A 22,096-nucleotide genomic window follows, 5' to 3' on the forward strand; every position below is an offset into this window, starting at 1 on the left:
CGCTGGCCATCCGAGGACGGCATCAACGACTCGATCCGCTCCCACTGAGCGTCATTCAGCACTGCCACACGCGACATGTGTCAACCATCGCCGACCACCACGCCCGGATTAAGCAGACACGCTCTAGGCGCGCATCCGCGTTCCGTCGTCGAACATCACCCGCGTGGCGACCTCGGCGAGGTCGCGTGCGACGTCGGCGGGGGGAGCGGTGGGCGTGATGACGTGCGAGAGCAGCAGGCGGACGACGGCCTCGACGCCGATCCGGGCACGGTCGTCGTCCAGGTCGGGCCACTGGGCACGTACCCACGCGCCGAACAGGTCGACCGCGTCGTGCAGCAACGGCTCGCTGCGGCTGGTCAGCAGCGGCAGCAGCGACGTGTCACCGCTCGCGGTGCCGGTGAGGACGGCCTGGAGGAACGGGTTGTCGGCGGTCGTCTCCAGGGTGTGCTGCGCAGCGTCGCGCACGGCGCCGGGCAGGTCGCCCGGGTGCTGGTCGAGCCGGGCCGCCACGTCCGCGAAGTAGACCCGTGCCTCGCGACCGACGAGGGCGAGCCCGAGGTCCTCCTTGGTGCCGAACTCGTTGTGCAGCGTCTGCCGGCTGACACCGACCTCCCGCGCCACCGAGCCCATGCGCACCGAGGCCCAGCCGACGTCGAGCACCACGCGACGGGTCGAGTCGAGCGCGAGGTCGCGCACGCGGGAGCGCAGCTCGGCGCGGGAGTCGGCGCGCAGGTCCTCGGCGGTCGTCACCGGCCCACCGTACCGCCCGCGCGACAGATGTGGACGAACGTCGCCCACCATTGACAGAACGGAGAAAATGTCAAAGAGTCGTGTCACTCACCCCCCCAGGAGGTCCTGATGGCCGACGACGTCCAGCAGAGCGAGACCAGCGCCCGCACCCGTGCCGAGCGCCCTTACGACCCCCTCGACCTCTCCTCGCTCGCGTTCTGGTCGAGCACGGCCGCCGAGCGGGAGCGGACGTTCGCGCAGCTGCGTGCCGAGCGCCCCGTCTCCTGGCACCGGCCGGTCGAGAACGGGCTGTTCGAGGACCCGAACGACCAGGGCTTCTGGGCGGTCGTGACGCACCGCCACGTCACCGAGGTGACGCGTCGCCACGAGGACTTCGTCTCCGGGGAGGGCATCGTCTTCGAGTCGATGCCCCGCGAGCTGCTCGACGCCGGGCAAGGGTTCATCGCCCTCGACCCACCGCGGCACACGCGTGTGAGGCGCCTGCTCACCAGTGCCTTCACCCCACGTCAGATGCGCCGCATCGCCGACCGCATCCAGGCCAACTCGCGTCGCATCGTGGACGACGTCGCCTCGCTGGGCGAGGTCGACCTGGTGCGCCACGTCTCCGCGCTGGTGCCCATGCACAACATCTGCGACATGGTCGGGGTGCCGGAGGAGCACCGACGCACCGTGGCGCACGAGTCCCAGTTCGCCGGCGGCTGGCGCGACGAGTCGCTGATGCAGGGCGCCGAGCCCCTGGGCCGACTCCTCGAGGCCGCCGGCACGATGCGCGAGCTCTGCTTCGAGCTCGTCGCCCAGCGGCGGGCGCACCCCGAGGACGACCTGCTGACCGCCCTGGTGCAGGCCGAGATCGACGGCGAGCGCCTGAGCGACGACGAGATCGTCTCCTTCTTCGGCCTGCTGATGATCGCGGGCAACGACACGACACGGCAGTCCACGAGCCACGGCGTGCTCGCGCTCGCCCGCCACCCCGAGCAGCGGGCCTGGCTGCTCGAGGACCTGGACGAGCGCCTGCCCGGTGCCGTCGAGGAGATCGTCCGGTGGGCCACGCCGATCATGACGTTCCGGCGGACGGCGGTGCGTGACTGCGAGCTGGACGGCCGGCAGATCACCGCCGGCGACAAGGTGGTCATGTTCTACGCCTCGGCGAACTTCGACGAGACGGCCTTCGAGCACCCCGAGCGGTTCGACGTCTCCCGCTCGCCCAACCCGCACCTCTCCTTCGGGGGCGGCGGCATCCACCACTGCCTGGGCAACCAGCTGGCACGCATGCAGCTGGCGGCCACCTTCCGCGAGCTGCTCACCCGTCTGCCCGACCTGGAGGTCGTCGGCGAGCCGGAGCTGGGCTCCGGCAACTTCTTCCACGCCGTCAACGCGATGACGGTGCGGTTCACGCCCGAGTCGGCCCGGGCCGCGGCACGGGTGGGGAGCGGGTCGTGAGGGTCGTCCACGACCAGGCACGGTGCGCCTCGATCGGCATGTGCGAGGACCTCGCCCCCGACGTCTTCGAGGTGAGGGACGACGGCGCGCTCACCGTGCTCGACAGCACGCCGGCGAGCGAGCGGCAGGCCGCCGTCCGCGCCGCCTGCGAGGCCTGCCCGACCGGAGCCCTGCGGCTGGAGGAGTAGGGGTCAGCTCAGGGCGTCGGCCTGCGCGTGCAGGTACCGCTGCTCGGGCACGGAGTCGGTGAGCGCGGCGGCCCGGCGGAAGTCCTCGGCGGCGCCGGGGTGCCCCAGGCGCGAGCGCAGGTGGGCGCGCACGGCCAGGGGGCGGTGGTCGTGCGGACGAGCGGCGACCAGGGGCTCGACGGCGGCCAGGCCGGCCTCGGCGCCCTCGACCTCGGCCAGCGCGACGGCCGCGCCCAGCCGCGAGGCCGGGTGGGGGTCGACCTCGACCAGCATCCGGTACAGCGCCAGGACCTGCGGCCAGTCGGTGTCCTCGAACGCCGGAGCGGTCGCGTGCACGGCGGCGATGGCGGCCTGGAGCTGGAAGGTGCCCACCGGACCGTGCGGCAACGCCTCCTCGAGGAGCGAGACCGCGCGGTCGACGGCGACCCGGTCCCAGGTGCTGCGGTCCTGCTCGGCCAGCGGCACCAGCCGGCCCGCCACGACCCGACCCGGTGCCCGCGCCGCGGTCAGCAGCGCCAGGGCGAGCAGGCCGGTGGTCTCCGGGTCCCGAGGCAGCGCCCGGTGCAGACGCTCGGCCAGCCGCAGCGCCTCACCGGTCAGGTCGGCGTCGAGGACCGTCGGCCCGGCCGGCAGGCTCGAGCCCGTCGTCAGCACCAGGTGCACCACGTGCCGCACCGCGTGCAGCCGCGGCGCCAGCTCCTCGGGCGGGATCGGCCCGAAGCGCACCCCGGCCGTGCGCAGCGACGCCTTCGCCCGGCTGATCCGCTGCGCGGTGGTGCTGCGTGGCACCAGCAGCCCGGCCGCGATCTGCTCGGTGCTCAGCCCGGCGACCGCCCGCAGGGTCAGCGCCACCGCCGACGTCCGGCTGAGCACCGGGTGGCTGCACAGCAGCAGCACCTGCAACGAGTCGTCCTGGTCTCCGGCGCGGTCGCTCCAGGTCGCCCCGTCGGCCCGCCGCGCGGAGGTCCGGTCCGTCTCGGCACGCCGTTCCCGCGCCGGACGCGCGGCGTCGGAGCGCTGGGCGTCGACGAGGCGGCGGGAGGCCACCCGGACGAGCCAGCCACGCGGGTTGGCCGGCACCCCGTCGCGTGGCCACTGCACCGCCGCGTCCGCGAGCGCCTCCTGCGCGGCGTCCTCGCAGTCGGCGAGGTCGCCCGAGCGTCGCCCGAGCGCGGCGAGGACGTGCGGCGCCTCGCGACGCCACACGTCCCCGACCACGTCCGCGACCGGCGCCCGCGCGGCGTGGCCGCCCACGTCGCCGCCCACGTCGCCGCCCACGTGGCTCACCGAGGACGAGACCCGCCGGCGGGTCAGGCCTCGCAGCCGGGCCGCATGGTCGGCCGCAGCTCGATGGTGTCGCCGGGGCAGGCGAACGCCTCGGCGATCTCCCGGGCCCGCGCCTGTGTCTCGACGTCGATGACGAAGAACCCGGCGAGGTGCTCCTTGCTCTCCGCGTACGGACCGTCGGAGGCGACCGGCCCCTCGTCGTAGCCGAGCACGACCGAGGTCGACGGGTCGCCGAGCGCGCACCCGTAGACGATCTCGCCGGCCGCGTCGGCCTCGCCGAAGACCTTGTCCCAGTGCGCGCCCAGGGCGGCCTTCTTCTCCGCCGGGAGGGCCTGGTACTCGGCGGTGAGGTCACTGGTCGGGTGGCCCCAGGGCTGGGGGTTGGAGTGGATCAGGACGACGAACTTCATTGCGTGCTCCCTCGGGGGACGGGCCGCCTCTCGGCCCTGCGACCGTACGTCGGAGCCACCTCAGCGGATTCGACACGGCAGCGCAACCAGGACCGGGGCCTGTCGCCCGGGTCACAGGAAGTCCCAGGTCAGGAGTCTGCGCGCGGTCAACCCCGGCTGCGGAGGTCAGGACCTTCGGGGACCATGGTCCCGACCATGCCCGCCAGGGGTTGTCCCTGGGCGCGGGCCGGTAGAACGATCAAAACATGGCCGACGCAGCCGTCATCCCCGCCCCGCAGGACACCTCGCCGGCCCCGGTGCGCAGGGAGGTCGGGGTCACCGAGCTGGCGCTGCGCGACGCGCACCAGAGCCTCATGGCGACCCGGATGGCGCTGGAGGACATGGTCGGTGCCTGCGAGGACATCGACGCCGCCGGCTACTGGTCGGTGGAGTGCTGGGGCGGGGCCACCTACGACGCCTGCATCCGGTTCCTCAACGAGGACCCGTGGGTGCGGCTGCGGACCTTCCGCGAGCTGATGCCGAACAGCCGGCTGCAGATGCTGCTGCGTGGGCAGAACCTGCTCGGCTACCGGCACTACTCCGACGACGTGGTGAACCGCTTCGTGGAGAAGTCGGCCGCGAACGGCATGGACGTCTACCGGGTCTTCGACGCCCTCAACGACACCCGCAACGTGCGCGAGGCGATCGCGGCGGTGCGCCGCGTGGGCAAGCACGCCCAGGGCACGCTCTGCTACACCGAGAGCCCGCTGCACACGATCGAGGGCTACGTGGCCCAGGCGCACGAGCTGATGGAGCTCGGCTGCGACTCGCTGTGCATCAAGGACATGGCTGCCCTGCTGCGTCCGCAGCCGGCGTTCGACCTCGTCCGGGCCATCAAGGAGGGCGTCGGTGAGGACGTCCGGGTCCACGTGCACTGCCACGCCACGACCGGCGTGACGCTGGTGAGCCTGATGAAGGCGATCGAGGCCGGCGCCGACGTGGTCGACACCGCCATCTCCTCCGTCTCGATGGGGCCGGGCCACAACCCCACCGAGTCCCTGGTGGAGATGCTGGCCGGCACCGGGTTCACCACCCACCTCGACGACGAGCGGCTGCGGCGGGTCAAGGACCACTTCGCGCGGGTGCGCCCGCGCTACACCGAGTTCATGTCGGCCATCACCGGCGTCGAGACGGAGATCTTCAGCAGCCAGATCCCCGGCGGGATGATCTCGAACATGGAGTCGCAGCTGCGCCAGCAGGGTGCGGGCGACCGGCTGCGCGAGGTGCTGGCGGAGGTGCCGCGGGTCCGCGAGGCCGCCGGGTTCCCCCCGCTGGTGACCCCCTCGAGCCAGATCGTCGGCACGCAGGCGGTGTTCAACGTGCTGATGGGGCCGTACAAGGTGCTGACGGCCGAGTTCGCCGACCTGATGCTCGGCTACTACGGGCAGACGCTGGGGGAGCGGAACCCGAAGATCGTCGCGATGGCGCGGGCCCAGACGAAGAAGGAGCCGATCGACGTCCGCCCGGCCGACCTGCTGGCGCCGGAGTGGGACGGCCTGGTGGCCGCCACCGCCGACCTCGACGGCGCGGACGGCAGCGACGAGGACGTCCTGACGCACGCGATGTTCCCCGGCGTGGCCCCCGGGTTCCTCGCCCAGCGCCACGAGGGGCCGCGCAACGTGGGTCGCGACCCCGGTGAGCTGGCCGCCGAGCGGCTGGCGCGGGAGGCCGGCGACGGCCCCTCGACCGCGCCCGTGCACTACTCCGTGACCCTCGACGGCAAGGCCCACCAGGTCGCCGTCCAGCGGGTCTGAGCCCGAGGAGGGAACCTCGATGTCCACCCGACCCCTGCCCCCGGACGCCTCCCTGGCCGACCGCACCGCCGAGCTGCGCGAGCAGCGCGCCCGGGTCGCGCTCGGCGGCGGCGAGAAGCGGCTGGCCAAGCAGCACGAGCAGGGCAAGCTCACCGCCCGCGAGCGGGTCGACGCGCTGCTCGACCCGGGCACGTTCGCCGAGACCGGGATGTTCGCCCGGCACACCTCCACCTACTTCGGTCTCGACAAGGTGGAGATGCCCGCGGACGGCGTGGTCACCGGCGCCGGGGCCGTGCTCGGCCGCCCGGTGCACGTGGCCAGCCAGGACTTCACCGTCGCCGGCGGCAGCGCCGGCGAGGTGCACTCCGACAAGGTCGTGGCGATGATGCGGGCCAGCCTCTCGACCGGCACGCCGTTCGTGTTCATCAACGACTCGGGCGGGGCGCGCGTGCAGGAGGGGATCGGCTCGCTGGCCGGCTACGGCCGGGTGTTCTACAGCAACGTGCTGCTCTCCGGGGTCGTGCCGCAGGTCGCGATCATCGCCGGCCCGTGCGCGGGGGGCGCCGCCTACTCCCCGGCCCTGACCGACTTCGTCATCCAGACCCGTCAGGCACACATGTTCATCACCGGGCCGAACGTGATCGCGCAGGTCACCGGCGAGCAGGTCACCGCGGACGCCCTCGGCGGCGCCGACGCGCACATGACCCGCTCCGGCGTCACCCACTTCGTCGCGGACGACGACGAGCAGGCCGTGCTCATCGCCAAGAAGCTGCTCAGCTTCCTGCCGCAGAACAACACCGAGGACCCGCCGATCGTCGACCCCGACGACGTCATCGAGCCCGATCCCTCGCTCCTCGAGGTCGTGCCGACCAGCGCGAAGAAGGGCTACGACGTGCGCGAGGTGGTCGCCCGCCTCGTCGACCGTGGCGACTTCCTCGAGGTGCAGGCCGGGTACGCCCAGAACATCGTGGTCGGGTTCGGCCGCATCACCGGCCGCACGGTGGGCGTGGTCGCCAACCAGCCCACCGTCATGTCCGGCGTGCTCGACATCGACGCCAGCGACAAGGCCTCGTCCTTCGTCCGCTTCTGCAACGCCTTCAACATCCCGCTCCTCACGCTGGTCGACGTGCCGGGCTTCCTGCCCGGCGTCGCCCAGGAGCACCACGGGATCATCCGGCACGGGGCCAAGCTGCTCTACGCCTACTCGGCGGCCACCGTCCCCAAGGTGACGGTGGTGCTGCGCAAGGCCTACGGCGGCGCCTACGTCGCGATGTGCTCGAAGGACGTGGGGGCCGACAAGGTCTTCGCCTGGCCCAGCGCCGAGATCGCCGTCATGGGGGCCGAGGGCGCCGCCGAGATCGTGTTCCGCCGCGAGATCGCCGGTGCCGAGGACCCCGCGGCCCGCCGCCAGGAGCTGATCGAGGAGTACCGCTCGACCTTCTCCACCCCCTACGTCGCCGCCTCGCGCGGCCTGGTGGACGACATCATCGACCCCGCCGAGACCCGCGCGCAGGTCTCCCGGGCGCTGGAGGTGCTGGCCGCCAAGCGTGACGTGCGGCCGGCCAAGAAGCACGGGCTGGGCCCGACATGACCGGCGACCCGCGCCCCGAGGTGCAGCTCGAGCAGGTCCTGGAGCAGGTTCTGGAGCAGGTCCGCGCGCTCACGCAGCGCGTCGACCGGCTCGAGGCCGAGCTCGCGCAGACCCGGGCGCTGCTCCCCGTCCCGGAGGTGCCGCCGGAGGTGGTGCTCGCCATCTCCGCGGCCGTCGCGGAGTTCCTGGGGCACCGCGCGAAGGTCAAGCAGGTGCACTACCGCTCGGGCGCGGCCTGGGCGCAGCAGGGCCGGGCCATGGTGCACGGCCACCGGATCATGCACGGGGTGCGCTGAGGATGCGCGCCCAGGACGCCCGGAGCGACACGGTCGACCAGGCAGGAAGGAGCCGGTCATGCGGCTGAAGGTCACCGTGGACGGGGTCGCCTACGACGTGGAGGTCGAGGTCGAGGAGGAGCCGACGCCCACCGTGGGCGCGGTGTTCATGACCGGCGGGTCGTTCGCGCCGGCAGCCGCGGGCGCAGCTCCCGGTGGGTCGACCGGCCCCGCCTCGTCCGGGGGCACGGGGGACGGGGTGAAGGCACCGCTCGCGGGGGCGGTCGCCCGGGTGCTGGTCGAGCCCGGGCAGGAGATCGCCGCCAACGACGTGCTCGTGGTCCTGGAGGCGATGAAGATGGAGACCGAGATCACCGCCCCGGCCGCGGGCACGGTCAGCGCCGTCCTCGTCGCTCCCGGCGACACGGTCAGCGGCGGTCAGGTGCTCGTGGAGATGGCCGAGGCTCAGTAGCGCGCCACGGAGTGCCGGTCCCGCTCGCGCACCACGACACCGCCCAGGAGCAGGACGACGGACCCCGCCGCGGCCGCGACGGCCAGCTCGAACCGGCGGGCACCGGCGGCCTCGCACCGGTCGTGGATCGCCACCGCGTCCTGCGGTGGCTCCCCGCCGGGGGTGTTGTCGCCGTGCAGCAGCACCGTCTCGTAGGGCGCGAGGCAGGTGTAGTCGTCCCCACGGCTGGTGCCGTCGATGCTCGGGTTGTCGAGCACCAGCCAGCACGCCGCCACGGCTGCCGCCACGGACAGCAGGAGCAGGACGCGGGCGGTCCACCGAAGGCTCAGCACCCCGCCATCCCACACCCACCACCTGAGAGGAGCCCGAACCTCAGCACGCGGCCAGCATCTCCTCCAGCGCACGGCGCTCCGAGTCGTCCACGCTCAGGTCCCACGCGGACTTCACCGCCACCCACTGCCGCGCGTACCGGCACTGGTAGGCCTGCCGAGGACGCCACGCGGCCGGGTCGTCGTCGCTCTTGGCGGCGTTGGTGGGCCCGTCCGAGGCCAGCAGCACGCCCAGGTCGTTCGCGTAGCGCCGGCGCCGCTCGTCCGACCAGTCCACCGCACCGGAGGTCCACGCCTCGGCCAGCGGCACGACGTGGTCGATCTGGATCGCCTGCGCCTGCCCCGGGTCCTTGAGGTCGTCGAACGTGAGCCGACGGCCGGTGTAGGGGTCGACCCAGGTGCCGGCGAGCACGTCGTGGTCGCAGGAGCCCTGCACCGCCACCGTCGTCGAGCCCGGCACCGCGTCGCGCAGGAGCACGTCGTCGCGCTGGTTGCAGCCGTTGCCGTCGACGTCGGCCCAGGCGCTGCCGAACGCGTCGCGGTCGTAGCCCAGCGACGACGGGCTCACCCGCGCCCCGGCCGGCAGGGCCGCCAGCAGCCGCAGCGCCTTGCGGGCACCCGGGGTGGCCGCGTCCGCCTGCGTGCTGTCGGTCGAGGTGGGCAGCCCGGCCTCCAGGACAGCGTCGCACCCGCCCGTCACGAGCACGAGGACCAGCAGGCCGAGCAGGAGACGAAGGCGACGCACGCGCCGACCGTAGAGCACCCCTCCGACGGCGTACGCTGCGGCTCGTGCCCATGCCCAAGCGTGTCGACGTCGACGACTTCATGCACCACCTGGACGACGTCCAGCGCCCGCACCTGGAGCGACTGCGGGCCCTCAGCCTGGCCGCCGACCCGGACGTCGAGGAGACGGTGCACTGGAACCAGCCGGCCTACCTCAAGGGCGGCGTGCGCCTCTGGGTGCTGCAGGGCTACAAGAAGCACTGCTCGCTGCGCTTCCCGACCCACCAGTTCGCCGCGCACGTCGACGAGGTGACCGCGGCGGGGCACGAGGCCGGCGAGGGCTTCGTCAAGCTGCCCTACGACCAGCCGCTGCCCGAGGACCTGTGCGCCCGGCTCATCGGCTACCGGCTCGCGGAGTTCGCCGAGACCGGCTCGACCTGGAACGGCTGAGCCGTCACTGCCGCACGAGCGGCACGTTGCGCTCCAGCGCCCCGCGCATCGCGCGAGGCGCCAGCGCGGCCAGCGAGAGCCCCACGAAGGTGCTGATGACCTTGTCGGCGACCGACACGATCAGGTTGGCGACCGGCATCGAGAACGCGGTGCTGGGCACCTGCTGGTAGAGCGCCTGGGAGATGAAGTCCTGGCCGACCTGGAGCAGGCTGTCGAAGACGAGGACCAGGATGGGCACCGCCTGGATGCTGCTCACCACCGCGACGACGAGGCTCATCCCGAGCAGGCGGGGCAGCGTCCGGCCCCACCCCCAGCTGTGCACGCCGTAGCCCCAGATCAGCGCACCGACGACGTTGACGCCGATGAAGGTTAGGGAGTCCCAGTTCGGCGGGCCCCCGGAGAACGTGATGACGCCGGCGACGTTCATCGCCAGGCCCACGGCGGCGCCGCGCCAGGGCCCCAGCAGCATCGCCGCAGCGGCGGTGCCGAGCATGTCCAGGTGCAGCGGCAGCCCGGCCACGAGCACCAGCTCGCGGCCGAGCAGGTCGATGAGCAGGCACACCAGCATCACGGCCAGCGTCGCCGGCACCCCGGGCGGGGGCAGCTCCTCGTGCGGCCGTTCCGCGGTGGTCACCGCGCCCGCCCGGACGGCGGCCTCCGTCTCGGTCGCGTCCGACGCCGCGCCGCTCCCTGCCGGGGCCGGGGCCGGAGCAGCGGCGGACGCGGTGGCCTGGCCGGGGTGGTCCTCGGGGTGGTCCTCGGAGCGGTCCTCCGAGCGGTCGTCGTCCGCAGCCACGCCGGCCCCCGGCTCGACGGCCGGGCCGGTGGACACGTCCTCCGCGGGGGAGACGCCCTTGCGCGGCGCCACCGCGCCGCGGGCCTGCTCCAGGCCGGCCGCGACCCAGGCGTCCACGAGCCCGGGCTCGGCCCCGAGGGCGTCGGCGATCTCGCGGACGAGCGGCAGGTTCATCCGCGTCCGACCGGTCTTGAAGCAGTCGAAGACGGTGCTGCGTGCGATGCGGGAGGAGGCCTGCGTCTCGCCCCCGGCCTGGCGGGTCAGCGAGACCTGGCGCGCGATCTCCGCGAACGAGGGGTCGCCCTGACGCCGGCGGAGGTCGGCGAGCCCCTCGGCCACCTCGTCCCACCGGCTGACCGCGGGGCCGCCTGCGTCGTTCACGTCGTGCTTCTCCAGTCTGTTCCGGGAGACGACCTGCTGGTCGCGCCTGGAGTGCTGCGGTGCGCCGGGGGTGGGCGACTTCGGCGACACGATATCCCGGCCGGGAGGCCCGCGCGGGACACTTCGCACAACCCGGATGGCACGTGCGCCCCGCCGGCGCCGGTCGCCGGCCGGGGTCTGGGCCGCGGTGGTTCACGCGCCGGGTGGGTCGGCCGGGGCAGGATGAGGTCATGGATCTCGAGACGTGGCAGACGATCGTCCGACTCCCTGCGGTGCAGTGGGTGCAGGCCCTGGCCGTGCAGCGGCGCCGCGGCACCCCGACCCGGGCGAGCGCCACGGCCGCGGCCGTCCTCGCCGTGCCCCCGGCCGTGGTCGGCCTCGAGCCGCTCGTCCGCTTCCGCCGGACGGGCACGACCTGGCACCCGCACCGACCGGACGAGGCCTCGGCCCTCGTGACGACCGGGGCGAACGCGGTCACCCGCAACCCGATGTACGTGGGGCTGGCCGGGCTCCTGGTGGCGCACGCGGTGCACCGCCGGTCCGTGCGCGCCCTGCTGCCCGCCGCGCTCTTCGTCGTGTCGCTGGACCGGGGCCAGGTACGGCGCGAGGAGGAGGCCCTCGCGGCGGCCTTCGGGCAGGAGTGGGAGGACTACCGCGACCGGGTGCCGCGGTGGGTCGACGCCCGCACGCCGGCCCTCGTGCGCAAGGCCCTCGCACCACTGGTGGGGCGGCTGCCCGGCCGGCACCGCGGCTGAACGGCGGCGCGCGACGGCGGGCGTGCACGGGCGACGACGTCGCAGGTGAGCCCGGGCGCGGCCATCGGAGCGCCACCTTCACGCGGCCTGCATGCTTGCGTGACCAAAGGCCCCCCTCGGTCTCACCCGTTGTGGGTGCACAGGGGGCCATCAGGGCGCACAATGTCTCCAGGTCGTGCGCGCTGCATGCGCACGACCACCTGCGACGGCCACCCCCGGGCCGCCGCCGACCTGTGGAGGAATCTCGTGGCCCGCATCCTGATCGCCGAGGACGACCCTGACCTGTGCCTGCTCCTGCGGCTGGTCGTGAGCCGAGCAGGCCACGAGGTCGTCGGAGTCGAGGACGGCGTGGCCGCCCTCCAGCGCATCCGGGGCGGGGACATCGACCTCGTCGTCCTCGACAACCAGATGCCCCGCATGACCGGCCTCGAGGTGCTCGGCGAGTGCAGCGACATGGACGCGGAGAGCAAGCCGATCTTCCTCATGCTGACCGCGCTGGCGACCCGCAAGGACATCCGCGCCGCCTACGTGGCCGGCGTCGACGACTTCCTCGCCAAGCCGTTCTCCCGCGAGGAGCTGGTCGACCGCATCCAGCAGCTGCTGGACGAGGCCGCCCTCGAGGGCTCGCTGGCCGCCAGCCCCGGCCGCCCGCTCGGTCGGGGTCTCTGAGCCCTCGCCGCACGGCCGGCCGGAGCAGCGTCCGGCTGCCCGGCCTCAGCCGCGCGTCGCCCGGCGCTCCACCGCGCCCCGGTCCGGGCGGCCCACGCCGTCCCCGTCGCCGTCGGCGCCGACCTTGCGGCCGGTCACGTCCACGCCGCCCTGGACGCCGCTGATCCGCAGTCGGCGGCCGGCGTCCACCGCGGCGCTCGAGCGCTCGAGCCTCAGCGTGCGCATCGAGGCGAATCTCGGGCGGGCCACCTCGTCGCCGGGTGAGAGCAGGTGCTCGACCCCGGAGCCCCACATCAGGTTGCGGCCGCCGCCGAGCAGGCTCGCGAGCCCGTCGAGGTCGAGCGCGTAGCCGATCCGGGCGTGGGCGACCAGCACGTTGTCGGAGAGCGTGAGGACGTCGGCGGTGCAGATCCCGCCGCACCAGAACGCCTGCGTGCCCGCGGCGCTGAGCCGGGCGGTGTTGTGGACGACCACGGTGCCGGTCACCGGGCCGAACCCGTCACCGAGCCCGCGGGTGATGACGAAGCCGGCGTCCTCGAGGCCGGAGGTCACCAGGTTGTAGGCGAGCACGGTGTCGTCGGTCCCGGCCTTGCCCAGCTCGATGAAGGTCAGGTTCTGGCGCGAGACGTTGTGGTGCACGCGGGTGCCGACGGCGCCGTAGACCTCCACGGCGGAGCCGTCGCGACCGTAGTCGGCGGAGTCGGCGACCTGGCCGGTGATCCGGTTCCACGCGATCGTCGCGTGGTCGCCGAGCACCTCGACGCCGTAGGCGCCGTAGTCGTCGTCGCTGCCGGGGGTGTCGGGCGCCATCCGTCGGTTGCGCACCAGGCTGGAGCGCAGCACCCGGGCGCGCTCGGCGTCCTCGCCGATCGAGACGCCGGCGACGTTGCCCGTGGCGTGCACGCCCCGCACGGTGACGTCGTCGCCGGTGAGGGTGAACCCGGCGAAGTCGCAGGCACGCGCCGAGAGGGCCGTGACCAGGACGTGGTCACCGGAGACCTGCACGCAGCCGCCGCCCCGGACCACGGGGCGGGCGCCCCGGCCGTAGGCCGAGACCACCAGCGGCTGCCGCGCCGTCCCGGACGCCGGCACCGCCAGCGTCCCGGTCCACGTGCCGTCGCGCTGCAGCCGGAGGCTGCTGCCCGCCCCCAGGTCGCCGGCGGCGAGCGCCGCGGAGGCGCGCTCCAGCGTCCGCCAGGCCGTGCTCGGCGAGGCGCCGTCGGCGGAGTCGTCACCCGTGGGCGAGACGTACCGGGTCACGCCACGGGCGTCGGCCACGGTGGCCGCGGACCCTCCCGGGGGGCAGGTGAGGAGGGCCGACGCGACGAGGGCGACCAGCGCGACGGCGCGCGCCGGCCACCGCGGCACCGTGCGGTGCGCGCGAGGCGTGCGGGTGCTGCTGGGGGTGCTGCTGGGGGTCGGAGTGAGCAGGGCGGGGGTGGTGCGGGGGAGTCCCGGAGCGCCGCTGGGGGTGGCGCTGCGGGGGCCCTGGTCAGGGCAGGGGCGGGGGGAGTCGGACAGCACGGATGCTCCTGGCGAGTCGCGGACGTCGCCCCCCTGATCGGTCGACTGGCTGTCGACCTGCCCGACAACATAGGGGGAGGGGTATCCGGACCGCAGGAGTTCGGTGCAGCCTTTACCGCCGGAGGACGGATCCGGGCCGAAGGTCCCGCACGGTGCCGCGTCGCTGACTGCCAGGCACCCAGGAGCCGCCCACCGGTCGTCCCGTGGTCCGGCGTGGCCCACGGCTGCGGCAGGATGGCCCCCCGTGAGCCGACTCCACGCCGTCCCGCCCGCGACCCTGCACCTGGTCCTCATGCTGGTGCTGACCTTCACCACGGGGATCGTCGACGCCGTCGGCTACCTCGGCCTGGACCGGGTCTTCACCGGCAACATGACCGGCAACGTGGTCATCCTGGGCATGGCGCTCACCGGCGCCGACGACCTGCCCGTCGTCGGCCCCATCCTGGCGCTGCTCGGCTTCATGGGCGGCGCCGCGATCGGCGGCCGGGTGCTCAAGCGCGCCTCGCAGCCGTGGACCGGCCTGACCGGGTGGCTCTTCGCCACCGTCGCGGTGCTGTGCATCGGCCTGGCCGTCGTCCTGCTGGTCGTGGGGGAGGAGCCGACCCCGGCGGTCGGCCTGCCCGTCACCACGCTCCTCGGCGCGGCCATGGGCCTCCAGGCCGCGACGGCGCGCTTCATCGCGGTCAAGGACGTCACCACCGTGGTCGTCACCTCGACCATCACCGGCCTCGCGGCCGACTCGGTGCTGGGCTCGGGCAAGGCGAGGGCGGCCGGCGGCGGCTCGGGGCGGCGGGCCTGGGCGGTCGTGGCGATCCTCGCCGGTGCCGCCGTCGGCGCGGCGCTGCTGCGCTGGCACACCGGCGCCGGCCTGCTCCTCGCCGGCGTGCTGATCGCGGCCGTCACCGTGGTCGGGCACCTGCACGCCCGCGGGCACCAGCCGGCCTGACCGGCCGACGGTGCCCGGGCACGCCGACTCACACGAGCAGCGACGGGCCCCGTTCCTTGGCCGGTGGCGGCGCGAACTCGCCGCGCTTGGAGGTGCGCAGGCCCAGCCGGACCAGCTTCTCCACCTCGAGGGTGGCCGCACCGACGCCCTCGACGACCGGCACGCCCAGCTCGACCGAGAGCCAGTCGGCCAGGTCCGCCATCCCGGCGCAGCCGAGGACGATGACGTCGGAGCGGTCCGTGGCGAGGGCGTGCTCGGCCTCGGCCAGGATGCGGGCCCGGGCCCGCGGGTCGGTCTCGAGCTCGACGACCGGCACCTCGCAGGCGTGCATGCCGGCGCAGTGGTCGGCCAGGCCGCCGGCACGGGCCACGTCCCAGGAGTGCCCGATGGTGCGGCCCAGCGTGGTGACGACGGAGTAGGTGCGGCCCAGGTAGGCGGCCGTCCGCATGGCCGCCTCGGCGATGCCGACGACCGGGGCGCCGGTCAGCTCGCGCGCGGCGAGCACGCCGGGGTCGCCGAAGCAGGCCACGACGTAGCCGTCGTACCCGCCCCGGGCGACGAGCTCGAGCACACCGGGCACGGCGAGCGCCTCGTCGTAGTGGCTCTCGATCGAGACCGGCCCGGACGCGGGGTTGACGGCCTCGATCGTCACGTCCGGGCCGGCGACGGCGCCGGCGGCCCCGCCGATCAGCGCCGTCATGGACGCGGTGGTGTTGGGGTTCACGACGAGGAGGCGCACGCTGCTCAGACCTCCGCGGGAGCCTGGGCCAGGGCGGCACGGTTGCGGGCGGCGTGCCCGGCGACGTCGGTCACCCGCGCTGCGACCAGGTAGGCCACCAGGCCGAGCCCGCACCCGAGGAACCAGGAGTAGTCCGGCAGCCAGGTCAGGTGCCCGCTGAGCTTGGGCACCACGACCGAGAGCACCGAGAGGACGCCGGCCACGGCGACCGCGGCGACGGCGGCCGGGTTGTAGCCCTTGCGGTAGTAGTACTCGCCGTCCGGCTCGAGCGTGTACAGCTCGTCGACGTCGACCTGCTGGTGGCGCACCAGGTAGTAGTCGGCGATGAGGATGCCGAACAGCGGGCCGATGAGGGCGCCGAGGATGCCGAGGGTCCAGAAGATGGCCTCGTCGTTGGAGTACCAGTTCCAGGGGGTCAGCAGCACCGAGCCGACGGCCGCGATCATGCCGCCCATCCGCCACGAGATCTTCTGCGGCGCGACGTTGGAGAAGTCGAAGGCCGGGGAGATGAAGTTGGCGACGATGTTGATGCCCACGGTGGCGACCACGAACGTCAGGCCGCCGAGCAGCACCGCGGTGTAGGTGTCGATCGCCTGGACCGTGTGGACCGGGTCGGTGATGAGCTCGCCGAAGACCGGGATCGTGGCCGAGGCGGTGAGCACCACGAGCAGCGAGAAGACGACGAAGTTCACCGGCAGGCCGAGGAAGTTGCCCCGCTTGACGGCCTCGAAGCTGCGTCCGTACCGGGAGAAGTCACCGAAGTTCAGCATCGGCCCGGAGAAGTAGGAGACGACCAGGGCGATGGCGCCCAGCATCGCGGTGACCTGCTGGGTGGTGCTGAGGTCGCGGTCCGAGAGCGAGAACGAGATGTCGAAGTCGGCACGCACCAGCATGTAGCCGCACAGCACGATCATCGCGACGTAGACCGCCGGGCCGCAGAAGTCGATGAACCTGCGGATCGCGTCCATGCCCCGCCAGAAGACGAGGGCCTGGGTCACCCACAGGATCGCGAAGCTGACGTAGCCCACGAGCGAGAGGCCCGCGAACGACCAGGCGTCGGTGGCGTACTCGGTCAGCCCCGGGAACAGCTTGAGGATGACGATGGTGAGCGAGCCGGCGGCCAGGAAGGTCTGGACGCCGTACCAGGCCACCGCGATGAGCCCCCGGATGATCGCGGGGATGTTGGCGCCCAGGACGCCGAAGCTGGCCCGGCTGATGACGGGGTAGGGCACGGCCGCGACCTGGCTGGGCTTGGCCACCAGGTTGCAGAAGACCTGCACGATGACGATGCCGACGATCAGCGCCACGAACACCTGCCACGAGGTGAGGCCGAGGGCGAAGAGCGCACCGGCGGTGACGTAGCCGCCGACGCTGTGCACGTCCGACATCCAGAACGCGAAGATGTTGTACGTCGACCAGGTCTGCTCGGGCAGCGGGTCGAGGTCCTCGTTGGACAGGCGCGGGTCGTAGGCCCGCTTGGCCACGCCACGGCCGGGCGGGTAGCCCGCCGCCTCGACGACGTCGGGCTGGTGGACTGGACCGTGGTGCGAACGTTCGGTGGCGCTCATGGCTCGGCTCCTCGTGCGCGGCTGGCGGGCGGCTGGCCCGCGGGCTGGGTGTCGGCAGCACGCTAGGAACGCGGTGTTTCCCGCACCGCACGGTCGTGGTGACGGGTGCGTCACGCGAACGGTATATCCGTGACGGGACGCGTATATCCGGGACGGGGCGGGCGCGTCGGGGCCGGGCGGGGCCCGGTTCAGCAGGGTTCAGTCGAGCAGGGTTCAGCTGCGCAGGGCTCAGCCGGGCAGGGTTCAGCCGGGCAGGGCTCAGCCGGGCAGGAAGACGTCGAGGTCGTCGGCGAACCCCTCGAGGGCGTCGGTCAGGTGCCGGTAGTGCGCCTGGGACTCGGCGACCAGGGTGTCGGCGTCGCGGGCCACGAACGCGGCCAGCATGCGGTCGTGGTCGTCGTAGAAGGCGTGGCGGCCGTCGTGCTCGACGCGGGCCATCGGGCGCGCGGGCTCGGTGATGTTCCACGCGGACCGGTACATGTGCACGAGGCGGCGCATGCCCGCCGGCGCGATGAGGGCGTCGTGGAAGAGGCGCGACTGCTCGTGGTAGGCCCGCTCGTCCCCGGCGGCCAGCGCCCGGGCCAGTCCCTCGTGGGCGGTGAGCACGCGCTCGTCGTCCGCGGGCCCGGCGTTGCCCACCGCCGCGCGCAGGGCGGCGGACTCGAGCGCGGCGCGCACGTCGTAGAGCTCGCGGAACTCGGCGAACGTCAGCTTCGCCACCGCGTACCCCACGCGTGGGGTGTGCTCCACCAGGCCCTCGCCCAGCAGCACCTTCAGCGCCTCGCGCACCGGGATGGGGCTGACGCCGAAGAACCGCGCCACCTCGTCGATCGGGATCAGCGTGCCCGGCGGTTCCTCGCCGGAGAGGATCGCCCGGCGCATGTCGTCGATCACACGGGGCGGCGTGCCCTCCGCGTGCGTGCTGACCAGCCGCGAGGCGAACACCGAGCGACGACGGGGTGCGGGGCTGGGGGCACCGACGGGCATGGGAGAGTCCTCCTGCTCGGCTCACAGGGTGCGGGACGACGGCGGCCCACGGGCGCCATCGTGCACCGCCGGACTGGTCCGGTCGCAAGCGTTACAGCCGTGAAACCTGCGTTTCGTCGGCTGAAACGCAGCCCTCGTAGCGTGACGCCGCCCGAGAACACCTCCTGAGGAGACTGCATGCCCACCATCCGCCGCCCGCGGCTCACCGCCCGGCGCCTGCTCGCGACCGTCGCCCTGGCCACGGCCGCCTCGCTCACCCTGGCCGCCTGCGGCTCGGACGACACCAGCAGCGAGTCCTCCAGCAGCGGCGAGGCCGCTGACTACGGCGACATCAGCGTCCAGTACTCCTGGATCAAGAACGAGGAGTTCGCCGGCGAGTTCTACGCCTACGAGAACGGCTACTACGACGAGGCCGGCTTCGGCACCGTGAACGGGATCTCGGGCCCCGACACGGGTGTCGCCAAGCTGCTGTCGGGCACCGTCCAGGTCGCTCTCTCCGACGCCGCCTCGGTCGGTGCCGCGATCGCCGAGCAGGACGCCCCGCTGAAGATCATCGGCGCGACGTTCCAGAAGAACCCCTTCACGATCCTCTCGCTGAAGGACGGTGCCGACATCCAGACGCCGCAGGACCTGGTCGGCAAGACCATCGGCGTCCAGGACTCCAACGCGTCGGTCTTCAACGCCATCCTCAACGCCAACGGCATCGACCCCGACGACGTCACCGTCGTCCCGGTCGACTTCGACCCGACGCCGCTGATGAACGGCGAGGTCGACGGCTTCATGGCCTACCTGACCAACGAGGCCATCACCGTCGAGGAAGCCGGCTACGACGTCACGAACCTCGCCTACGCCGAGAACGGCGTGCCCTACGTGGCCGAGACGTTCACGGTCACCGACCAGTACCTGGCCGAGAACCAGGACCTGCTCAAGGCGTTCCTGATCGCCGAGATCAAGGGCTGGTCCGACACCTTCACCGAGCCCAGCGAGGACACGGTCGACCTGATCACCAAGTACTACGACCAGGCGGCCTCGGAGAACGCGGACGGCCTCGAGAGCGTCTTCGGCTCGCTCGACCCCGCCAAGACCGGCAAGGGCCTGGCCGCCGAGCAGGAGCTCATCTCCACCGACGACACCGAGGCCAACGGCCTGTTCACCATCACCGACGACCTGCAGCAGCAGACCGTCGACTCCCTGGCCGCCGCCGGCTGGGACGTCTCCGTCGACGACATGTTCGACACCTCCCTGATCGACGAGATCTACGAGGAGAACCCCGACCTGGTGGACTACCAGGGCTGATGGCTTCCTCCAGCCCGGAGCCCGGTGCCGCCCTGCACACGCGGGGCGGCACCGGCATCCAGATCAACGGACTCACCAAGTCCTTCAAGGTCGGTGGCGGCAAGACCGTCACGGCCCTGTCGGACGCCGACCTGCACACCGAGCAGGGCAGCTTCCTCGCCCTGCTCGGCCCCTCGGGGTGCGGCAAGTCGACCATCCTGCGCATCCTCGCGGGCCTCGAGGACCCGACCACCGGTCAGGCCCTCGTCGACGGGCAGACGCCCGCCGAGCTCCGCAAGGACAGCCAGCTCGGCATCGCCTTCCAGGACCACGCGCTCCTGGCCTGGCGCAGCGTGCGCAAGAACATCGCGCTGCCCTTCGAGGTGGCCGGGCGCAAGCCGGACAAGGACTACATCGAGGAGCTCATCGACCTCGTCGGCCTGCGCGGCTTCGAGAACGCCAAGCCCGCCCAGCTTTCGGGCGGCATGCGCCAGCGCGTCTCCATCGCGCGTGCGCTGGCGCTGAAGCCGTCCGTCCTGCTGCTCGACGAGCCGTTCGGTGCCCTCGACGACATGACGCGGCAGAACCTCAACCTCGAGCTGCTGCGGATCTGGACCGAGAAGCCCGCGACGACGCTGCTGGTCACCCACGGCATCTCCGAGGCGATCTTCCTCTCCGACCAGGTCGCCGTGATGAGCGCGCGCCCCGGCCGGGTCAAGGAGATCATCGAGGTCGACCTCCCGCGTCCGCGGACGCCCGAGATGATGCGCACCCCGGAGTTCCACGCCCTCGTCGACCGCGCCTCCGACCTGCTGTTCGGCGGCGGCAGCGAGGGCGGGCACTGAGCATGGACGGCAAGCCAATGAACGGCACGGCATGAACGGCAACGGAACCCCGCGCTGGCTCTCCGCGGTCATCGGCATCGTGGTCATCCTGACGCTGTGGTACCTGTTCTCGATCACGGCGTTCACGCCGGCGGAGGGCACCGACTACACGCCGGTCCCGACCCCGCTGGCCGTCGCCCAGCAGCTGTTCGACGACGGCCTGCGCCCGTACTGGGGCCCCTTCAAGGTGACGATCGCCGAGGCCGGCTGGGGCTTCCTGTGGGGCAACCTGCTGGCCCTGCTGCTCGCCTCGACCGTGCTGCTGGCGCCGAGGCTGGAGCCGATCGTCGTGCAGATCGCCGTCGTCAGCTACTGCCTCCCGCTCGTCGCGGTGGGCGGCATCGCGATCGTGGTCATGGGTGGCGCCGACTACGCCGGCGACACCTCCGACACCGCGATCTTCCTGGCCTCCCTGGCGGTCTTCTTCACCACGGTGGTCGGGGCGCTGCTCGGCTTCAAGGCGGCCGACAAGGCCAGCCTCGACGTCATCCGGGTCTACGGCGGCGGACGCTTCACCCAGCTGCGCAAGGTGCGGCTCATCGCCGCGCTCCCCGCGATCCTCAACGCGCTCCAGATCGCGGTGCCCACCGCGTTCCTGGGCGCCGTGCTCGGTGAGTACATGGGGGCCACGGACAGCTCGGTCGGCATCCTGCTGATCCGGCTCCAGGGCAACCTGGACGCGACCCGCGTGTGGGTCGTGTTCCTGCTCTGCGCCGTCGTCGCGCTGCTCGGCTACGCGATCTTCGGCCTCGTCGCTCGACTGATCACCCCGTGGGTGTCGGGACGGAGGACCGCATGAGCACCACCGCTCCCACCACCTCGGCCACCGTCGACCCCAACGCCGGCGCCGCGCTGGCCAAGGCCCGGTCCAAGGCGCTCGCCGCCTCGGTCGGACGCTCGGTGCTGAACACCGTGATCACCCTGGTGATCGTGGTGCTGGCCTGGCAGGCGATCATCTCGTTCTCCTCGATCTCGGAGTACGTGGCCAAGGGGCCGGTCGACGTCTGGAACTACCTGTTCGTCACCGACCCGGACAGGTCGACCACCGCCGCGGAGAACCGCGAGCTGCTCTTCGGGCTCGTCGGCACCTCGCTCAAGGACTCCGCCATCGGGTTCGTCGTGGGCATGGTGACCGCCGTCGTCCTGGCGATGCTGTTCAACCTCTCCAAGGCTGTCGAGGCCGGCGTCATGCCGCTCGCGCTGCTGCTGCGCTCGATCCCGCTGGTCTCCATCGCGCCGGTCATCATCCTCATCACCGGCCGCGGCACCACCGCCTCGGTCGCGGTGATCGGGACGATCGTCGTGCTGTTCCCCGCGCTGGCCAACGTGCTGTTCGGCCTCTCGCGGGCGAGCAAGGAGAGCCTCGACCTGATCCGGGTCTACGGCGGTGGCCCCGTCCAGGCCCTGACGAAGGTCGCCATCCCCGGCGCGCTGCCGTCGCTGTTCGCCGCGGCCCGGGTCTCCGTGCCCGGTGCCGTCACCGGTGCGCTGCTGGCCGAGTGGCTCTCCACCGGCCAGGGCGTGGGCGGGCAGATCGTGAAGTTCAACGCCGCCGCCCAGTTCGACAACCTCTGGGCGTCGGTCGCGATCATCACCGTCGTCACGCTGCTGCTCTACAACCTCGTGCAGGTCGTGGAGACCGTCGTGCTCAACCGGATGGCGATGAGCCAGGCCGAGCTCTGACGCATTCGCACGCGGACGCCCGCAGACGCACGCAGGCCCCGGTCACCCGAGGAGGGCGGGTTCTATCGATCCCCGCAACACCTCGACTTTCGAGGGGTTGTGGGGATCGTGGTTTCTGCGGAGGTGAAGGCGGAGTTCTTCGGGGCTCTGGATCGTCTTGAGGGCAACGTGAGCGCGGCGG

At 72.7% G+C, this 22,096-nt stretch carries 24 protein-coding genes; 14 read left to right on the top strand and 10 right to left on the bottom strand.

Annotation, left to right across the window (positions count from 1 at the left end):
- Positions 1-123 precede the first annotated feature (123 nt).
- Positions 124-750, bottom strand: coding sequence for a TetR/AcrR family transcriptional regulator (locus M8330_RS20295; RefSeq protein ID WP_250828817.1), 627 nt, complete (start codon positions 748-750; stop codon positions 124-126).
- 108 nt (positions 751-858) lie between these two features.
- Between M8330_RS20295 and M8330_RS20300 the strand changes: the two genes are divergently transcribed.
- Together M8330_RS20300 and M8330_RS20305 are read left to right on the top strand one after the other, a co-directional pair.
- A complete protein-coding gene (locus M8330_RS20300; protein ID WP_250828818.1) occupies positions 859-2,190 on the top strand; it encodes a cytochrome P450 in 1,332 nt (443 codons plus the stop codon).
- Positions 2,187-2,378, top strand: coding sequence for a ferredoxin (locus M8330_RS20305; protein ID WP_250828819.1), 192 nt, complete (start codon positions 2,187-2,189; stop codon positions 2,376-2,378). Before M8330_RS20300 ends, M8330_RS20305 begins: the two co-directional genes overlap by 4 nt.
- 3 nt (positions 2,379-2,381) lie before the next feature.
- Here M8330_RS20305 and M8330_RS20310 read toward each other — a convergent pair whose 3' ends face one another.
- Together M8330_RS20310 and M8330_RS20315 are read right to left on the bottom strand one after the other, a co-directional pair.
- The gene (locus tag M8330_RS20310; protein WP_250828820.1) at positions 2,382-3,656 is read right to left on the bottom strand and encodes an RNA polymerase sigma factor; all 1,275 of its coding nucleotides are present in this window, start codon (positions 3,654-3,656) and stop codon (positions 2,382-2,384) included.
- Positions 3,657-3,688: 32 nt separating this feature from the next.
- Positions 3,689-4,075, bottom strand: coding sequence for a YciI family protein (locus M8330_RS20315; protein WP_250054273.1), 387 nt, complete (start codon positions 4,073-4,075; stop codon positions 3,689-3,691).
- Between the two features lie 245 nt (positions 4,076-4,320).
- Between M8330_RS20315 and M8330_RS20320 the strand changes: the two genes are divergently transcribed.
- From M8330_RS20320 to M8330_RS20335, 4 genes are read left to right on the top strand one after another with little or no spacing between them, the layout of a single operon-like run.
- Entirely contained in the window at positions 4,321-5,868 is a 1,548-nt protein-coding gene (locus M8330_RS20320; protein WP_250828821.1) for a methylmalonyl-CoA carboxytransferase subunit 5S, read from the top strand.
- A 19-nt stretch (positions 5,869-5,887) separates the two neighbouring features.
- Positions 5,888-7,459, top strand: coding sequence for an acyl-CoA carboxylase subunit beta (locus M8330_RS20325; protein ID WP_250828822.1), 1,572 nt, complete (start codon positions 5,888-5,890; stop codon positions 7,457-7,459).
- Positions 7,456-7,755, top strand: a complete 300-nt coding sequence (locus M8330_RS20330; protein ID WP_250054269.1) for a hypothetical protein — start codon at positions 7,456-7,458, stop codon at positions 7,753-7,755. The genes M8330_RS20325 and M8330_RS20330 overlap by 4 nt, the downstream gene beginning before the upstream one ends.
- Positions 7,756-7,813: 58 nt before the next feature.
- Positions 7,814-8,206, top strand: coding sequence for a biotin/lipoyl-containing protein (locus M8330_RS20335; RefSeq protein ID WP_250054268.1), 393 nt, complete (start codon positions 7,814-7,816; stop codon positions 8,204-8,206).
- Here the strand turns inward: M8330_RS20335 and M8330_RS20340 are convergent.
- Both M8330_RS20340 and M8330_RS22605 read right to left on the bottom strand, forming a co-directional pair.
- Positions 8,200-8,538, bottom strand: coding sequence for a hypothetical protein (locus M8330_RS20340; RefSeq protein WP_250828823.1), 339 nt, complete (start codon positions 8,536-8,538; stop codon positions 8,200-8,202). The genes M8330_RS20335 and M8330_RS20340 overlap by 7 nt on opposite strands.
- 40 nt (positions 8,539-8,578) lie before the next feature.
- Complete coding sequence (locus M8330_RS22605; protein WP_250828824.1) at positions 8,579-9,280, bottom strand: HNH endonuclease family protein; 702 nt, start codon at positions 9,278-9,280, stop codon at positions 8,579-8,581.
- A gap of 50 nt (positions 9,281-9,330) precedes the next feature.
- On the opposite strand from M8330_RS22605, the gene M8330_RS20350 reads away from it, so the two are divergent.
- Positions 9,331-9,708 (top strand): iron chaperone, encoded by a 378-nt coding sequence (locus tag M8330_RS20350; protein WP_250054265.1) that lies wholly within the window; start codon positions 9,331-9,333, stop codon positions 9,706-9,708.
- 4 nt (positions 9,709-9,712) lie between these two features.
- Here the strand turns inward: M8330_RS20350 and M8330_RS20355 are convergent, their stop codons facing one another.
- Entirely contained in the window at positions 9,713-10,885 is a 1,173-nt protein-coding gene (locus M8330_RS20355; RefSeq protein WP_250828825.1) for an ECF transporter S component, read from the bottom strand.
- Positions 10,886-11,115: 230 nt separating this feature from the next.
- Here M8330_RS20355 and M8330_RS20360 point away from each other — a divergent pair, with 230 nt between their 5' ends.
- Positions 11,116-11,640, top strand: a complete 525-nt coding sequence (locus M8330_RS20360) for a methyltransferase family protein (protein WP_250828826.1) — start codon at positions 11,116-11,118, stop codon at positions 11,638-11,640.
- 186 nt (positions 11,641-11,826) lie between these two features.
- Positions 11,827-12,309 carry a response regulator gene (locus M8330_RS20365; protein WP_250828827.1) on the top strand — a complete coding sequence of 161 codons (483 nt, stop codon included), beginning with the start codon at positions 11,827-11,829 and terminating at the stop codon, positions 12,307-12,309.
- Positions 12,310-12,354: 45 nt separating this feature from the next.
- Here M8330_RS20365 and M8330_RS20370 read toward each other — a convergent pair whose 3' ends face one another.
- The gene (locus M8330_RS20370; RefSeq protein ID WP_250828828.1) at positions 12,355-13,833 is read right to left on the bottom strand and encodes a right-handed parallel beta-helix repeat-containing protein; all 1,479 of its coding nucleotides are present in this window, start codon (positions 13,831-13,833) and stop codon (positions 12,355-12,357) included.
- A 244-nt stretch (positions 13,834-14,077) separates the two neighbouring features.
- On the opposite strand from M8330_RS20370, the gene M8330_RS20375 reads away from it, so the two are divergent.
- Positions 14,078-14,779 (top strand): YoaK family protein, encoded by a 702-nt coding sequence (locus M8330_RS20375; RefSeq protein ID WP_250828829.1) that lies wholly within the window; start codon positions 14,078-14,080, stop codon positions 14,777-14,779.
- Between the two features lie 28 nt (positions 14,780-14,807).
- On the opposite strand, the gene M8330_RS20380 is transcribed toward M8330_RS20375, so the two are convergent.
- The 3 genes from M8330_RS20380 to M8330_RS20390 all read right to left on the bottom strand — a co-directional run bounded on the left by M8330_RS20380 (position 14,808) and on the right by M8330_RS20390 (position 18,073).
- Entirely contained in the window at positions 14,808-15,518 is a 711-nt protein-coding gene (locus tag M8330_RS20380) for an aspartate/glutamate racemase family protein (protein ID WP_250828830.1), read from the bottom strand.
- 5 nt (positions 15,519-15,523) lie between these two features.
- On the bottom strand, positions 15,524-17,086 hold the full coding sequence (locus M8330_RS20385; RefSeq protein WP_250828831.1) for an NCS1 family nucleobase:cation symporter-1: 1,563 nt from the start codon (positions 17,084-17,086) through the stop codon (positions 15,524-15,526).
- Between the two features lie 258 nt (positions 17,087-17,344).
- Positions 17,345-18,073, bottom strand: a complete 729-nt coding sequence (locus M8330_RS20390) for a GntR family transcriptional regulator (protein ID WP_250828832.1) — start codon at positions 18,071-18,073, stop codon at positions 17,345-17,347.
- Between the two features lie 177 nt (positions 18,074-18,250).
- On the opposite strand from M8330_RS20390, the gene M8330_RS20395 reads away from it, so the two are divergent.
- From M8330_RS20395 to M8330_RS20410, 4 genes are read left to right on the top strand one after another with little or no spacing between them, the layout of a single operon-like run.
- Positions 18,251-19,369: an ABC transporter substrate-binding protein gene (locus tag M8330_RS20395; protein ID WP_250828833.1), complete on the top strand. Its 1,119-nt coding sequence runs from the start codon at positions 18,251-18,253 to the stop codon at positions 19,367-19,369.
- Positions 19,369-20,193 (top strand): ABC transporter ATP-binding protein, encoded by an 825-nt coding sequence (locus tag M8330_RS20400; RefSeq protein WP_250054234.1) that lies wholly within the window; start codon positions 19,369-19,371, stop codon positions 20,191-20,193. The genes M8330_RS20395 and M8330_RS20400 overlap by 1 nt, the downstream gene beginning before the upstream one ends.
- Before the next feature lie 31 nt (positions 20,194-20,224).
- The gene (locus M8330_RS20405) at positions 20,225-21,031 is read left to right on the top strand and encodes an ABC transporter permease (RefSeq protein WP_250828834.1); all 807 of its coding nucleotides are present in this window, start codon (positions 20,225-20,227) and stop codon (positions 21,029-21,031) included.
- Positions 21,028-21,915: an ABC transporter permease gene (locus tag M8330_RS20410; protein WP_250828835.1), complete on the top strand. Its 888-nt coding sequence runs from the start codon at positions 21,028-21,030 to the stop codon at positions 21,913-21,915. The genes M8330_RS20405 and M8330_RS20410 overlap by 4 nt, the downstream gene beginning before the upstream one ends.
- The last annotated feature ends 181 nt before the right edge of the window (positions 21,916-22,096 follow it).

The organism is Nocardioides bruguierae (genome assembly GCF_023656415.1).
Taxonomy (GTDB): domain Bacteria; phylum Actinomycetota; class Actinomycetes; order Propionibacteriales; family Nocardioidaceae; genus Nocardioides; species Nocardioides bruguierae.

Excerpts from the sequence above, each read along its gene's own strand:
- M8330_RS20300 (WP_250828818.1), top strand. The coding sequence starts at position 859 with ATGGCCGACGACGTCCAGCAGAGCGAGACCAGCGCCCGCACCCGTGCC.
- M8330_RS20315 (WP_250054273.1), bottom strand. The coding sequence starts at position 4,075 with ATGAAGTTCGTCGTCCTGATCCACTCCAACCCCCAGCCCTGGGGCCAC.
- M8330_RS20320 (WP_250828821.1), top strand. The coding sequence starts at position 4,321 with ATGGCCGACGCAGCCGTCATCCCCGCCCCGCAGGACACCTCGCCGGCC.
- M8330_RS20325 (WP_250828822.1), top strand. The coding sequence starts at position 5,888 with ATGTCCACCCGACCCCTGCCCCCGGACGCCTCCCTGGCCGACCGCACC.
- M8330_RS20330 (WP_250054269.1), top strand. The coding sequence starts at position 7,456 with ATGACCGGCGACCCGCGCCCCGAGGTGCAGCTCGAGCAGGTCCTGGAG.
- M8330_RS20335 (WP_250054268.1), top strand. The coding sequence starts at position 7,814 with ATGCGGCTGAAGGTCACCGTGGACGGGGTCGCCTACGACGTGGAGGTC.
- M8330_RS20350 (WP_250054265.1), top strand. The coding sequence starts at position 9,331 with ATGCCCAAGCGTGTCGACGTCGACGACTTCATGCACCACCTGGACGAC.
- M8330_RS20360 (WP_250828826.1), top strand. The coding sequence starts at position 11,116 with ATGGATCTCGAGACGTGGCAGACGATCGTCCGACTCCCTGCGGTGCAG.
- M8330_RS20365 (WP_250828827.1), top strand. The coding sequence starts at position 11,827 with ATGCGCACGACCACCTGCGACGGCCACCCCCGGGCCGCCGCCGACCTG.
- M8330_RS20385 (WP_250828831.1), bottom strand. The coding sequence starts at position 17,086 with ATGAGCGCCACCGAACGTTCGCACCACGGTCCAGTCCACCAGCCCGAC.
- M8330_RS20390 (WP_250828832.1), bottom strand. The coding sequence starts at position 18,073 with ATGCCCGTCGGTGCCCCCAGCCCCGCACCCCGTCGTCGCTCGGTGTTC.
- M8330_RS20395 (WP_250828833.1), top strand. The coding sequence starts at position 18,251 with ATGCCCACCATCCGCCGCCCGCGGCTCACCGCCCGGCGCCTGCTCGCG.
- M8330_RS20400 (WP_250054234.1), top strand. The coding sequence starts at position 19,369 with ATGGCTTCCTCCAGCCCGGAGCCCGGTGCCGCCCTGCACACGCGGGGC.
- M8330_RS20405 (WP_250828834.1), top strand. The coding sequence starts at position 20,225 with ATGAACGGCAACGGAACCCCGCGCTGGCTCTCCGCGGTCATCGGCATC.
- M8330_RS20410 (WP_250828835.1), top strand. The coding sequence starts at position 21,028 with ATGAGCACCACCGCTCCCACCACCTCGGCCACCGTCGACCCCAACGCC.